This window comes from Pandoraea sp. LA3 (assembly GCF_022696215.1).
Lineage (GTDB): Bacteria > Pseudomonadota > Gammaproteobacteria > Burkholderiales > Burkholderiaceae > Pandoraea > Pandoraea capi.
Genome location: NZ_PTPY01000041.1, coordinates 277,313 through 291,217 on the forward strand (window position 1 = coordinate 277,313; position 13,905 = coordinate 291,217).

The 13,905-nt window shown below is 65.6% G+C and carries 13 protein-coding genes; 8 read left to right on the top strand and 5 right to left on the bottom strand.

What is annotated here, in order from left to right; genetic code table 11:
• The first annotated feature begins 44 nt into the window (after positions 1 to 44).
• Positions 45 to 998 carry an ornithine cyclodeaminase family protein gene (locus C5N93_RS27790; protein WP_242561810.1) on the top strand — a complete coding sequence of 318 codons (954 nt, stop codon included), beginning with the start codon at positions 45 to 47 and terminating at the stop codon, positions 996 to 998.
• 60 nt (positions 999 to 1,058) lie between these two features.
• Entirely contained in the window at positions 1,059 to 2,507 is a 1,449-nt protein-coding gene (locus C5N93_RS27795) for a TIGR00366 family protein (protein ID WP_242561811.1), read from the top strand.
• Between the two features lie 144 nt (positions 2,508 to 2,651).
• Here the strand turns inward: C5N93_RS27795 and C5N93_RS27800 are convergent, their stop codons facing one another.
• Positions 2,652 to 3,188 (bottom strand): carboxymuconolactone decarboxylase family protein, encoded by a 537-nt coding sequence (locus tag C5N93_RS27800; protein WP_242561812.1) that lies wholly within the window; start codon positions 3,186 to 3,188, stop codon positions 2,652 to 2,654.
• A 148-nt stretch (positions 3,189 to 3,336) separates the two neighbouring features.
• Between C5N93_RS27800 and C5N93_RS27805 the strand changes: the two genes are divergently transcribed.
• Entirely contained in the window at positions 3,337 to 4,287 is a 951-nt protein-coding gene (locus C5N93_RS27805; protein WP_242561813.1) for an AraC family transcriptional regulator, read from the top strand.
• Positions 4,288 to 4,308: 21 nt separating this feature from the next.
• Here the strand turns inward: C5N93_RS27805 and C5N93_RS27810 are convergent, their stop codons facing one another.
• Entirely contained in the window at positions 4,309 to 5,289 is a 981-nt protein-coding gene (locus C5N93_RS27810; protein WP_242561814.1) for a LysR family transcriptional regulator, read from the bottom strand.
• A gap of 202 nt (positions 5,290 to 5,491) precedes the next feature.
• Here C5N93_RS27810 and C5N93_RS27815 point away from each other — a divergent pair, with 202 nt between their 5' ends.
• Positions 5,492 to 6,208 (top strand): SDR family NAD(P)-dependent oxidoreductase, encoded by a 717-nt coding sequence (locus tag C5N93_RS27815; protein ID WP_242561815.1) that lies wholly within the window; start codon positions 5,492 to 5,494, stop codon positions 6,206 to 6,208.
• Between the two features lie 70 nt (positions 6,209 to 6,278).
• On the opposite strand, the gene C5N93_RS27820 is transcribed toward C5N93_RS27815, so the two are convergent.
• From C5N93_RS27820 to C5N93_RS27830, 3 genes are all read right to left on the bottom strand, one after another.
• The gene (locus C5N93_RS27820) at positions 6,279 to 6,992 is read right to left on the bottom strand and encodes a class II aldolase/adducin family protein (protein WP_150722325.1); all 714 of its coding nucleotides are present in this window, start codon (positions 6,990 to 6,992) and stop codon (positions 6,279 to 6,281) included.
• Positions 6,993 to 7,115: 123 nt separating this feature from the next.
• Positions 7,116 to 8,105 (bottom strand): 4,5-dihydroxyphthalate decarboxylase, encoded by a 990-nt coding sequence (locus tag C5N93_RS27825; protein WP_242561816.1) that lies wholly within the window; start codon positions 8,103 to 8,105, stop codon positions 7,116 to 7,118.
• A gap of 27 nt (positions 8,106 to 8,132) precedes the next feature.
• A complete protein-coding gene (locus C5N93_RS27830; RefSeq protein ID WP_150722183.1) occupies positions 8,133 to 9,497 on the bottom strand; it encodes an MFS transporter in 1,365 nt (454 codons plus the stop codon).
• A 224-nt stretch (positions 9,498 to 9,721) separates the two neighbouring features.
• Between C5N93_RS27830 and C5N93_RS27835 the strand changes: the two genes are divergently transcribed.
• The 4 genes from C5N93_RS27835 (at position 9,722) to C5N93_RS27850 (ending at position 13,882) form a co-directional block, all read left to right on the top strand.
• Complete coding sequence (locus C5N93_RS27835; RefSeq protein ID WP_242561817.1) at positions 9,722 to 11,047, top strand: citrate synthase; 1,326 nt, start codon at positions 9,722 to 9,724, stop codon at positions 11,045 to 11,047.
• 180 nt (positions 11,048 to 11,227) lie between these two features.
• The gene (locus C5N93_RS27840; RefSeq protein WP_242561818.1) at positions 11,228 to 12,058 is read left to right on the top strand and encodes a secretin and TonB N-terminal domain-containing protein; all 831 of its coding nucleotides are present in this window, start codon (positions 11,228 to 11,230) and stop codon (positions 12,056 to 12,058) included.
• Entirely contained in the window at positions 12,048 to 12,596 is a 549-nt protein-coding gene (locus tag C5N93_RS27845) for an RNA polymerase sigma factor (RefSeq protein WP_242561819.1), read from the top strand. Before C5N93_RS27840 ends, C5N93_RS27845 begins: the two co-directional genes overlap by 11 nt.
• A 245-nt stretch (positions 12,597 to 12,841) precedes the next feature.
• Entirely contained in the window at positions 12,842 to 13,882 is a 1,041-nt protein-coding gene (locus C5N93_RS27850; RefSeq protein ID WP_242561820.1) for a FecR domain-containing protein, read from the top strand.
• Positions 13,883 to 13,905: the final 23 nt, after the last annotated feature.

Below are 13,905 nucleotides of genomic sequence, written 5' to 3' on the forward strand. Positions count from 1 at the left end.
CCTCCATCTTTTCCTGCCGCCCATTTCAGAGAGGAACCGACCCCATGAAAATCATCGACGCTGCCACGACCCGGGACGCCCTGGCATTCGGCCCGTTGCTCGACGCACTCAACGCCATGTTCGTGCAGGGATGCGAAGTGCCGCTGCGCCACACGCACGTCATTCCGGACCCGGCCACGGGCGCAGCCACCACGGTGCTCATCATGCCGGCGTGGCAGCCGGGCGGCTTCCTCGGCATCAAGACGGTCAACATTGCACCGGCCAACGCCCAGCGCGGTGTGCCGGGCCTGCATTCGACCTATTTGCTGTACGACGCCACGACGGGAGTGCCGCTCGCGCAAATGGACGGCAACGAGATCACCTCGCGCCGCACGGCCGCCGCGTCGGCGCTGGGCGCGGCGTATCTGGCGCGTGAAGACGCGTCGCATCTCGCGCTGCTCGGCGCGGGACGCGTGGGCTCGCTGGTGCCGCTCGCGCATCGCACGGTGCGCCCGATCGAGCGCGTGAGCGTGTGGGATCGCGATGCGGCCGCCGCAGCGCGTCTCGTCGACGGGCTGCGCGAGCAGGGCTTCGAGGCGCAAGTCTGCGAGACCGCTCGCGCGGCGGTCGCTGAGGCCGACGTGGTGACTTGCGCAACGCTGGCCACCGAACCCGTGGTGCAGGCCGAATGGCTCGCGCCGGGCGTGCATCTGGATCTGATCGGCAGTTTCACGCCGCAGATGCGCGAGGCGGACGACGCGTGCTTTGCCGGTGCGACGTTGTTTGTCGACACCGAAGAGGCGCTGGCGAAATCGGGCGAGTTGCTCGGGCCGATGTCGCGCGGCGTGTTCACGGCGCAGGACGTGCGGGGCACGCTCGCCGATCTTTGCCGAGGGGGGCGCATTCGTCGCAATGCCCGCGACGAACGCACCGTCTTCAAGGCGGTGGGCACCGCGCTCGAAGACCTTGCGGCCGCGATGCTCGTCTGGCGCGCCACGCAAGACCAGCAGGATCACTGAACGGCTACGGGCGTTCGGTACGTCAATCAAGCACACACTACAGCAAGGGGAACGCAGGAAATGAAACCGGGATCTTCACTATCGAGCACCACGCCGTCGCCGCAAGGCGGTGGCCTACTTGAACGTCTGGCAGCATCGGTCACGCGCTGGTCCGAACGCTGGTTTCCCGACGCCTATCTGTTCGCCGCCCTTGCCGTGGTCGTTTGCGCCGGCGGCGCCCTCGCCATCGGCGTGCCGGCCGTCAAGGTCGGTGTCGCATTCGGCGACGGCTTCTGGAGCCTGATTCCGTTCACGATGCAGATGGCGATCGTCGCCATCTCCGGTTACGTCGTTGCGGTCTCCCCGCCGGCCGCTGCGCTCATCCGCAAGATGGCCGCCGTGCCGCGCAGCGGTCGCAGCGCCGTGGCCTATGTTGCCTTCGTGAGTATCGTGCTCTCGCTGTTCAACTGGGCGATCAGTCTGGTGTTCAGCGGCTTGCTGGTGCGCGCCATCGCCCGGCGCGACGACATCCGCATGGACTATCGTGCGGGCGGCGCGGCGGCATATCTCGGCATGGGCGCAACGTGGGCGCTGGGGCTGAGTTCGTCAGCCGCGCAGTTGCAGGCGAATCCGGCGAGCCTGCCGAAGGCGATCATCGAGATCACCGGTGTCATTCCGTTCTCGGACACGATCTTCCTGCCGCAATCGATGGCGATTGCCGCCGTGCTGACGGTCATCTCCGTGATCCTCGCGTACTACTCCGCGCCGCGCGACAACCGAGCGACGGTGGCCGCCGACCTCGGTGTGTCTCTCGACGATGCCACGAAGTCGTACGGACGTCCGCAACGTCCCGGCGACTGGCTCGAATACAGCCCGCTGGTGACGGTGCTGATCGTGGCGTTGGGCGCGCTGTGGATCGGTCATGAGTTCACGACCAAGGACCCGCTGCTGGCGATCTCGAATCTGAACACCTATAACTTCCTGTTTCTGATGCTCGGGATGTTGCTGAACTGGCGTCCGCGCCGCTTTCTCGACGCCATCGCCAAGTCGGTGCCGTCGGTCGCGGGCGTGCTGATCCAGTTCCCGCTGTATGGCGGTATTGCCTATCTGCTGACGAAGGCGCCGGGTCTCGACGGGCAGACGCTCTCGCATCACCTGTCGAGCTTCTTCGTGGCGATCTCGTCGCAGGAGTCGTTCCCGGGCGTGATGGGCGTGTATTCGGCGGTGCTGGGCTTCTTCGTGCCGTCGGGCGGTGGCAAGTGGATCATTGAAGCACCGTACGTGATGCAGGCCGCCAACGATCTGCATGTGCATCTGGGCTGGGCCGTGACGGTGTATAACGCGGCCGAAGCGCTGCCGAACCTGATCAACCCGTTCTGGATGTTGCCGCTGCTGGGTGTGCTCGGTCTGCGGGCTCGCGACGTGGTCGGCTACACGTTCACGCAATTGCTGGTGCACTTCCCGGTGGTCATCATCATGCTCTGGTGGCTCGCCCAGACGCTGACCTATCATCCGCCGGTCATGCCCTGATGTGACACCACGTCATGCCGCGTCGTGTCGTGTTCAATCACGGCCGACGTCAAAGGCAACGGCAAAAGCATCAGCAAAAACGCCTCCCGGGCACACCGGGAGGCGTTTTGCACTTTCACACACCGCGCGAGCGGAACGACGGGGTCAGTCGGCGCGGGGGAAGTCCAGATCCGTGTCGTTGATGCGGTTCACCAGATTCGTGAACGTGATGCCCGACATCACCAGCGCGATTTCGATGATCTGACGTTCGGTGAAACCGGCGTCGCGCACCCGTTGGTATTCGCTGTTGCCGAGGGTGCCGTTCGTGGTCACCAATGTACGGACGAAGTGCGCCAGCGCGTCGCGACGGTCGTCGCCGGACACCACACCGGCGCGCACGGCACGCATGGCCTCCGGTGCAAGACCGGCCATCTTGCCGACCATCGTGTGGGCCGCCACACAGTAATCGCAACCGCCGACTTCGCTGACCACCAGACGGATCGTCTCGATGTCCTGCTTCGCCAGACTGGTCTTGCCGATGACGGCGTCGAGGCCGAGTGCGGTCTCCAGGGCGTCCGGGGCGTGGGTGCCGATCGTCAGGAAGAGGTTAGGCACCTTGCCCATCCCGGCCTTGATCTTGGCGAACAGTTCGGCGGTGCGACCGGTGGCGTCTTGGGGCGAAACGGTGGAAATGCGGCTCATGGTGTGACTCCTTCAGTGGGTTGGAAATACCGCGACAGAGTGGCGACGGCATGGATGTCATCTTAGGGAGGATTGGTGATATCTTTAATGCCTGTTTTTCTCTGTATTATGCTCAATCGTCTCAAGACGAATTCTGGAGCTCACCCCTATGAATCTGCTGGATCGCCTACTGACACTGATTCCCGTGACCGGACAGCTCGATTTCCGCTGTCATTTCGGCACCCCGTGGCGGATCGACGAAGCGCGTGCGCCCGACAGTCAGATCGCCTGGCACTTGTTGCTGAGCGGCACCGCTACCGTCGAGCACGGCGATGGGCCGCCAGTCGTGATGACGGCGGGCGATATCGTGATGTTTCCTGCGGGGCATGCGCATTCGCTGCATGAGGGGGAAGGGCGTCAGAAGGACCCGCCGCACTTCGAAGCGGGCGCGGGTTTCACCATCTTGCGTCAGGGCAACGGCGATTCGGCCGACGTGCTGTGCGGACGCTTCTTCTTCGGCACGGTGCCGTATGGGCTGATTCAGACCTACCTGCCGTCGCGCATGGTGGTGCGAGGGGGGCGGCAGGCCGATGGGCAGGCACCGGCGCCGGGCAGTATCGGCGACCGGCTGGCGCGGCTGATCGCGCTCATGCGTGACGAAACGATGGCGCAGGAGGCCGGATGCGAAGCGCTCGTCGGCAATCTGTCGGGGGCCTTGTTCGCGATGACGCTGCGCGCGGCAAGCGAGAGCGATAACTCGCCGCGCGGCTTGCTGGCCCTCGCGCGCGAACCCCGTCTCCAACCGGCGCTGTCGGCAATGTTCGATACGCCGGAGCGTGCGTGGTCGTTGCCCGATCTGGCCGAGTTGTGTCACATGTCGCGCGCCACGTTCTCAAGGCGCTTCGATGAGGCGCTCGGATGCTCGGCGCACGACTTCCTCACCGAGATTCGCATGACGCTCGCAGGCCGCAAGCTTGCGCATACGACGGCATCCGTCGCCGACATCGGCGAATCCGTCGGCTACCAGTCCGATGCCGCATTTCAGCGTGTGTTCAAGAAGGTCGTCGGCGTGACGCCCGCGCAGTGGCGGGCTCAGGCGCGACAGGCGGAGCGGCGCTAAAGCCGCTGGCGCGTTCGGCCGTCAGGCGGCGTCGCCACGGCACACCATGACGATGTGCTGACGCAACCAGCGATGTGCGGCATCGGCGTCCATGCGCGGATGCCACATCAACGATACGGTAACCGGAGCGGTTGCGACGGGCAGCGTGAAGCTGTGGAAGGGAGCGGGCGAGGCCGGTCCTCGCCGTGCGTGCGGCGCTTGCAGCAGCGACACCGGCACCAGCGCGATCAGATCGGACGCTTGCGCCACCGCCAGCGCTGCCGGAAAACTGGGGACGACGGCGACGATCTGCCGTTGCTGCCCCAACGCCGCGAGCGCTTCGTCGACCGGTCCGTCGCCAATGCCCCGGCGCGATGCCACGACGTGCCCGAAGGCGACGTATCGTTCGACGCTAGGCGGGGTATCGCTGTGGCTATCGGACGAAGTGCCGGACCACATGCCGGTCGTCAGCGGATGACCCGAGCGCACCGCACCGACAAACCGGTCGCGAAACAGCGCTTGCACGCGAATCTCCGGTCCCATGTTGCCCGCGTCTCCAACGGCACCGAGTACGCCGATTTCGAGATCGGCACGCCCCTCGCGCAGCGGGTCCGCGTGCTTCTCGGCCTTGGGCAGGAACCGAAGACCCACATGCGGCGCGACGTCTGTCACCGCCGCGAGCAGGCGCGCGCCGAACGCCTCCACAAAGCCATCGTTCGCCCGAATCGTGAATGTCCGTTGCAGGTTCGCCAGATCCAGCGACGCCGCCGCAGGCGTCAGTAGGGCGCGGGCCTCGTCGACGGCGCCGCGGCTGCGCGAACGCAGGTGTTCGGCATGCGGCGTGAGCACCATGCGTCGTCCCGCACGCACCAGCAGCGGGTCGCCGGTGACGTCTCGCAGACGACGCAGCGTGCGGCTCATGGCCGACGCACTCAGCCCAAGTTGCCGCGCGGCACCTGCCACGCTCGCTTGCGCGAGCAAGGTGTCCAGCGCAACGAGCAAATTCAGATCGGGGTCGGACATCGGCGTTTCCAGTCGTGATGGCGCGTGCACGGGGCTTGGCACGAGATAAGGCGTTTTGTGCATGTTATCAGTGCAATCGCTGCGTCTTCCGCCAGGTATCCCGTCCTTCTATATTTCTCTGCGGGTCGCGTCGCACGGCTGCCCGGCATGCCGCCGGTGGCTAAGGCGCGACGCGTGTAGCGACTTTGAAGAGGAATGGCATATGCAAAAGACAACATCTGAAACGACGCGCCGGAAAACGGCATTGGTGATCGGCGCTTCGCGCGGGCTGGGATTCGCGATGGTCGAAGGCTATCTCGAACGCGGCTGGCACGTGATCGCGACGGGGCGCGAAGCCTCGTGCGCCGCGCTCAATACATTGGCCGCCAAGGCGAACGGCGCGCTGGAAGTCGAGACCGTCGACATGACGGTGCCCGCGCAGGTCGAACGCCTGCGCGAGCGGCTGTCCGGGCGGTGTCTGGACTTGCTGTTCGTCAACGCCGGGGTGAAGAACGACGACCGGGAAACGATTGCCGACGTCTCCACCGACGAGTTCGTGCGCGTGATGGTCACGAACGCGCTGAGTCCGATGCGGGTGATCGAGGCGTTCGAGTCTCTGGTGCCCGCGAGCGGTACGCTGGGTGTCATGTCGTCCGGACAGGGCAGCCTCACGAACAACACGAACGGCAATTACGAGGTGTATCGCGGCAGCAAGGCGGCGCTGAACATGTTCATGCGCAGCTTCGCCGCGCGGCATCGCGACGACCCGCGCGCGCTGTTGCTGATGGCGCCCGGTTGGGTGCGCACGGACATGGGCGGTGCCGGGGCGCGGTTAAGCATCGACGAAAGCATTCCCGCGCTGATCCACACCATCACCGCGCACGAGGGCCGCGCCGGGCTGCATTACGTGGATTACCTCGGACGCACGGTGCCGTGGTGATCGCTTCACCGGCGACCCGTGCGTTTGCGGTGCGCACAGCGGGGTTGCGCGCACACCGTACGACGCTCGATCACTCGCCGCGCAGGGCTGCCGCCTGACGTTTCCACAGCGTCCAGGGCCGCTCCATCACGCCGAGATTGGTCTGCGTGGCGCGCTTGCCTTCTTCTTCGTCCAGATACGTCACGTCGCCGCCGAGCGCGATAGCCTTCGCTTGCATGCCCGCGTTGAGTTCGGTGTAGATCGCGCGATAGACGGCGGCGGGCAGCGAGGGTGCCGTCGCCACGAAACCGTGACCCCGCATGAGGGCGACGTCCGAGTCGCCCAGCGACTCAGCGAGCGCTTTGCCCTGTTCGCCGTTGCGCACGAGCATGTCCGTGCAGCCGAAGCAGTGCCGGATGTCGAACACCGGCGCGCCGCTGCCGAGAAAGCCGGCCATGTGATACACCGGGCGCAGTCGTACCGATGATGCCGCGAACGGAATCACGGACGGCGAGTGGCTGTGCACGATGGCCTTGACGTCCGGGCGGGCGCGATAGATCTCGCTATGAATCCACGTCTCGAGATAGCGCTTGCGCGTGTCGCCGTCGACCGGCTGGCAATCGAGGTCGAGCGTGAGGATGTCGTCGGGCGAGACGAGTTCGGGCGCCATCGATTGCGCGATCAGGAAATGCGCCGGATTACGCGGATCGCGCACGCTCACGTGACCGAAGCCGTCGAGCACTTCGTGATGGGCGAGGACGTGATTGGCGGCAGCGAGGTCTTCGCACAGTTGCGCGATCGTCATCGCATCGTGTTCGGTCTCTGCGGGAACGTAGGGCGCAGGGGAGGTATGGGCTTGCATGATGGTGTCGGAGAGGTGGGGTTAGAAGTATGGAAAGTCCGGGAGCGAAGGGGGCGCCGCGCGGGATCAAACCCGCACGGCCGCCGAGACTTCGGGCGGAAACAGGTCGCCGGCCTGCATCTCGCGGTGGCACACACCCTGTTCGAAGGCGAAGCGCAGGAAGGCGTCGAGCGTGACCCGATTGGGTGCGACGCCGTACGGCCACGGATCGCCGCCGAACATTTCGCGGGCTTGTGCTGCGCGCTGGCTCATCCACGGCAACGGAAAGTGCGAACAGGTGATGTCTTCGAGTCGCGCAATGCTGGCGTCCTTCGCCTGCGTGAACGCCTTGACGAGGTTGTTCGCGATCCATCGATTCGCGGTGAAGATGTCGCGTCGCATCACGATCAGATGCATGATCGGGAAGATGCCCGTTCGCGAGAAATAGGCCCGCTCGGCGGTCTCGAAGTCGGGCAATAGCCGGACGACTTCCCGCTCGCGCCCCGGGGGCGGCGCTGGCGGACGCGCGCTGAGGATCGCGTCGATCTCGCCGTCGAGCAGCAGGGCGGTGAGCGACTTCTCGGGCGACGGGCGATAACGCACGCCCTCCGGCACGCGCACCGCGACCTTCTCCCGGCGTCCCGCCTGATTCACGCCGCCTTGCACCCACTCGACATCGGCGAGCGCCACGCCTTGATCCTGCGCCAGCCAGCCGCGCGAGTACACCGAGGCCGTCTGTGCCCACTCGGGCACGCCGATCCGCTTGCCGCGCAAGTCGGTCGGCGAGGACACGCTGCCGTCTGCGCGCACATAGAGCGACGACAAGCGAAACACGCGCGACGGAAACACGGGCAAGCCGATCAGCCGGTCGTCGCCCTGCGAGCGCAGCGACGCATATTTGGCGAGCGACATCTCCGAGAGATCCCACTCCTGAAAATGCGTCGTGCGATAGAAGATTTCTTCGACGGGCAACACGGACGGCACAAGGTCGATGCCTTGGGCCGAGACACGACCGTCGAGCAGATCGCGCACGTGGTCGTAGTCGTTGACGGCGAGCGAAAGGGTCAGTCTGTTCATGAAGCGTTCCGATGCAGACGTAAGGAGTCAATGACCGAAGGCCGGGGCCTTCGGCAGGTTTTCCGGGCGTGCGACGAGGAAGACGAGCATCGCGGCGGTGACGAGTGCTGCGCCGAGCACGAAGAACATCGTTCCCGCGCCGCCCGTTGCCTGTTGCAGCACGCCGGCGATGGCCGGGCCGCACATCGCGCCGACCCGGGCAATGCCGAGATAGAGGCCGACGCCGGTGCTGCGGATCTCCGTCGGATAGCTCACGGCGACGAGGTTGTTGAGCACGGTCTGCGTGCCGATGACGAACATGCCCGCCACCACGATGCCCACGAACGTGACCGAGCCGCCGGTGATCGTGGCGAGCACGCCGATGGCCGCCGCGCCGCACAACCACGCCAGCGACATCGCCAGACGGCGGTTGCCGATGCGGTCGGCCACCACACCGGTGAGCAGACTGCCGAACGCGGAGGCAAAGACCAGCAGCGACCCGTAGGCGAAACTCGTCGACAGGTTCTCGCCGCGCGCCAGCATGATGGTGGGCAGCCAGCCCGATAGACCATACGACGAGAAGAGCGACAACGCGCCCATCGACCACAGGCAAATCGTCTGACGGCGAAACTCACCGGAGAAGAGCGCGGCGACCGAACCGGCTTTCACGCCGGCGTCGGGGGAGGTGAACGTCGCGGTGGCGAACTCGGCCGCACGCGCGGGCCACAGCCGGGTGAGCTGCGCACGCACCGCTTCCTGATGACCGCGACTGGCGAGGAACGAGACCGACTCCGGCAGCACGAACTGAAGCGCCAGCGCCAGCACGACCGACAGCGCGCCCACGTAATACATGCTCTGCCATCCGTACTGCGGGATGAGCCATGCGGCGATGAAGCCTGACGCCGTTGCGCCACCGATCCATCCGCACGAGAAGAACACGATGGTGAAGACGTTGGCGCTGCGCTTGGGCGCGATTTCGTTGATGTAGGTGACCGCGACCGGCATGAGCAGGCCCAGCGAGATCCCCATCACGAAGCGAAGTCCGATGAAGGTGCGCAGATCGTGGGCAAACAGCCCGATGGCAAGACTCATCACCCCCGACAGCCAGATGCCGGTGAGCAAGACGCGACGGCGGCCGATGCGGTCGCTGAACGGCCCCGAGACGGCCGAGCCGGCGGCGAATCCGGCCAGTCCGCACGACAGCAGCACGCCGATCTGGCTCGGTGTCAGATGCCAGAGGCGGGTGACGTCGTGAACGATGTAAGCGGCGTTGTACAGATCGAAGCCGTCGAACAGCAGGATCAGCGCGAGCAGTGTCGCGAGCCGGTAGTGAAAGGCCCCTAACGGGGCGGATTGCAGGGCGTCGCGAACGTCGATGCGTTCGCCTGCCCGCGAGGGTAGGTCCAGGGCCATGCGTTGTCTCCGAATGGGCGACCTGTCGACGCTCGGACGAAGCCGGCTCGCAGTGTCTTTGTTGTCTTGCCATGACTTTGCTGTGCACGCGGAGACGACTTTACTGACCGAATTTTTGTTTATCAATATTGATTTTTAAAGTCAATATGAATGTGGCATGATGTGCCGCAAAGCCGTCGCAGCGAGGCGACGGCGTGCGTGGCGAGACCATTCAGAGGGAGACGATGACGCAGCAAACCGACCTGATGACGCGTGAAGACGTATTGGCGATGCTCGATATCAAGCCGGCCACGCTCTATGCCTATGTGAGCCGGGGATTGATCCGTGCGCGGCCGCATGAGGACGGCCGCAAGAGCCTTTACCTGCGTCGCGACGTCGAGCGTCTGGCGACCCGCAAGCGGGGACGGGCCCCGACCGGCGCCGTGGCGGAATCGACGATGCGCTTCGGCGACCCGGTGCTGCACTCGGCCATCACGCAGATCACGCCGCACGGTCCGCGCTATCGCAACCGGCTGGCGATTGATCTGGCGAGCGGCGGGGCGTCGTTCGAATCGGTCGTGCATTTGTTGATGACGGGGATCTGGCAGGACAGCATCGCCGATTGGCCGATGCAGGAGACGCCGCCCGACGTGCTGCGCTTTCTGTCGACCTACGACTTTGAGGTGGCGAGCGCAGACATCGGCAACCTGCTGGGCATGGTGCCGTTCGCGCTGGCCATGCACGGGCGCGGCGCGCGTGAACTGGCCGACGGCACCGCCGTGCAGGCGGCCCGCGCGATGCTGCATTGCATGGTCGGATGCGTGGGCTTTCTCGGGCCGCAGCGACGCTTCGTGGCGCGCGAGCCCGACGAGAGTGTTGCGGCGCAACTGCTGCGTGCAGCCGGCAGTGCTGTTACACCTGCGAGGCTGCGCGCCATGAACGCGGCACTCGTCGTGCTGGCGGACAACGAACTCGCCCCGGCGACGTTCTCCGCGCGCGTGGCGGCGTCCACCAACGCCGATCTGTTCGGCTGTGTGGCGGCAGCCATCGGTTCACACATCGGCTTTACCACCGGCACCAGCACCGAGAAGATCGAGACGTTGTTGCTGTGCGAGCCGTTCGATGCGCTGGACACGCGTGTTCAGCGTGTTCGCGAATATGGCGCGAGTCTGCTTGGCTTCAACCATCCGCTGTATCCGGGTGGCGACGCGCGCGCCGATCTGATGATGCAGATCGCGGGTGAGCTGATGAACGAGACGGATGACGTCGCCATCGACGATGCGCTGCGCAGGAATACCCGGCTGACGCTCGACTTTCTGGAGCGTATGCGCACCGAGGCGAACGCCCACGCCGGTCTGGCGACGGGACTGGTGGCGCTCGCACGGGCGCTGGGATTGCCCGACGGTACGTCGACCGCCATGTGGATCATCGGGCGTTCGGCGGGCTGGGTGGCCCATGTCATGGAGCAACGCACGCAGGCGTTCATGCTGCGCCCACGCGCCAAATACGGCTATGGCGGCCCGGTCGTGGCGGAAACATTCGAGTCGTTCGAAGTGCCGTCGACTCGGTAATGCCGCTCGCCATGTCGGACTTCCGGACATGGCGCTGTCAGACGGTTCGGTCTCATAACAAATTGAGGGTGTAACAAAAAATTCACATCGGACTGCTAGCCTGCGCGCAGATTTCCATTCCGCACGCGTGCGATCCGTCCCCCACCGAACCGGGTCCGCAGTGCGCCAAGTAGCGCGGACATGCTCAGAACCAAAGCGAAAAGCACGCCGCAGCCGATATTGATACTGTGCATCGCGATGATCTGCTCCTGCGCTTGCTCTGCCCGTGTCTGGGCGACGGATGTCACGCCCGGCAGCGGCGCGTCCGGCGCGAATACAGGGCAGTCAGCCTCAGTGGCATTGGCCGCATCTGCCGATGTCGGCACCGCGCCCGCACCGCTGTTGCGTTTCGACATCCCCTCCGCGCCGTTGCAGTCCGCGCTCGAAGCCTACGGCGCGTTCACCGACATCTCCCTGCTGTATGACAGTTCTCTGACGGCTGGCCGTGTCTCGGTGCCGGTGCAGGGCGAGATGTCCGCGCGCGCCGCGCTCGCGCGCCTGCTCGAAGGCAGTGGTCTCGCCGCGCGTTACACCAGCGATAAGACGGTGGCGCTCGTGCCGTTGCGGCGCGACACGTCCGATCCTGTCGACGATGCGTCCGCCGAGACAGGCGCGGGCCGTCGCTATTTCGGCCTCGTCCAGACACGCGTGCACGATGCCTTTTGCGCGCAGCCGGTGCTGGCGCAGGGCGCGCGCCGCATCGCGCTGCGCCTGTGGATCGACGCCGACGGGCAAATCGGCCCGGTCAGGCTGCTCGGAACGAGCGGCGATGAGAGCGTCGACCGGCTGGTCGTCGGCGCACTGCAAGGGGTACGCATCGGGGAACCCGTGCCGCCATCGCTCGCACAGCCGTTCACGTTCGTGATCCTGCCGAAGGCATCGGGCCGCCGCTGGGGGTGCGATGGGGGCGGTGACCCGGCAGCGGAACGTCCTTCCGGCAGGCAGCGTACCGGAGGCCGGAATGGCAGATAGGGCCGATGATGCGCAAGGCGCAGACAGGACGGAGAGTGCCGATCCCGTGCGCGTCACGCTGAGGGACTTGCTCGTCGAGCGCTACGGGCAGCTCAAGACGTTGCTCTCGCGCAAGCTTGGTTCGTCGGATCTGGCGGGCGATGCCTTGCAGGATACGTGGGTGCGTCTGGAGAGCACGCAGACCAGCGAACCGGTGCGTAACCCGGGGGCGTATCTGTATCGCATGGCCTATCACGCGGCCATCGACAAGCAGCGCGCCGAGGATCGTCGTCTAAGTGTGGGTGAGATCGAGACGATGCTCGATCTGGTGAGCCCCGATCCCGGTCCGGCACAGATCGCTGAAGCGAACTCCGATCTTCACGAACTGGCGCGCGTGCTGGAGCAGATGCCGCAGCGTCGTCGCGAGATTCTCCTGGCGGTGCGTCTGGATGGTCTTGCGCAGCGCGAAGTGGCCGAGCGCTTCGGGATTTCCTTGCGGCTGGTCGAACTGGAGTTGAAGAAGGCGCAGGAGTTTTGCGCCGCGCAAATCGAAAGATGAGGCGCGGCTTTATGACGGTCGTGCGACGTGATGAAAAATATTTTCGAAAAATCTTGCGGGATCCGGCATCGGTGAGCGTCTTCTCATCAGGACGGCCCAAAATGTTCCGGACGGATTCCGCATGGGGTCCGGATTGTCCGAGGTTTCCCGCAAGGGATGGATTGTGTTGAATGGTGTCAATAAGCACGGGCGGCATGACAGATAGCACGCTCGTTGCAAGCAGAGGATCGACAGATATACCCGACATGAAGGCAGCACCCGACAGTCCGAACCGACACGCGCCGCAGCCATCGCGGCAGGCCGTGCCCGATACGCTGGCCTTGCAGGCCGTGCAGCGCGACGCCCACGCGTGGGTGCGACGTCTCACGTCCGGCAGCGCCACCGTGGCCGACGCACAGGCGCTGCAACAGTGGTGTGACGCGAGCCCGGCGCACGCCGCGGCGTTTGCCGACGCACGACGTCTGTGGCGCGATCTCGGCCCCGCTGGCGAGATGGTGCGCTCGCGTGAGCGCGTGGAGGTCCGGCGTCCGACGCGTGTGGGGCGTCGTGTGTTCCTCGGCGGTGCGTTGGCGTCGGTGGCCGGTGTCGGTGCGGCGATGATTGCGCCAGTGGGTCTCTGGGGGGCGATGACTTCGCTGGCGCATGCCGATTACCGTACCTCGACGGGGGAGCAGCGTCAGATCGCGCTCGCGAACGACATCACCGTCAATCTCAATACGCGCACGAGTATCGCCTGGCTCAAGCCTGCCGGCACCGGCGGCCCAACGTCGCAAAGTGTTTCCCCGGGTATCGACCTGCTCGATGGCGAGATTGCCGTCGATAACCTGCGCAGCGGCGGGCCGTTCGTCGTTGCGGCAGGCGACGGGCGCGCCATCGGCACGCAAGCCAACTTCGAAGTGCGCAATCTCGACTCGCGCGTGTGCGTGACCTGTGTGTCCGGATCGGTGCGCGTCGAACTGGGCGGCAACCGCGTGCAACTGGGCGCGCATGAGCAGGTCATCTATCAGGGGCAGCGTCTGGGGCGTGCGACGAACGTCGACACCACCGTCGCGACGGCGTGGCGCTCGGGCGTGCTGGTGTTCCGCGATACGCCGTTGCCCGATGTCGTGAACGAGATCAATCGTTATCGCAGCGGGCGTGTCGTGGTGCTCGACGATCGTCTCGCACAGAAACACCTGAGCGGGCGATTCCGCATCGACCGGGTCGGCGAGATTTTCGCGCAGATGCAGGCGGTGCTGGGCGCGAATGTGACGCATCTTCCGGGCGGCATCGTCTTCGTGGGCTAGCGGACATCGGAGGCGGGGCGCGA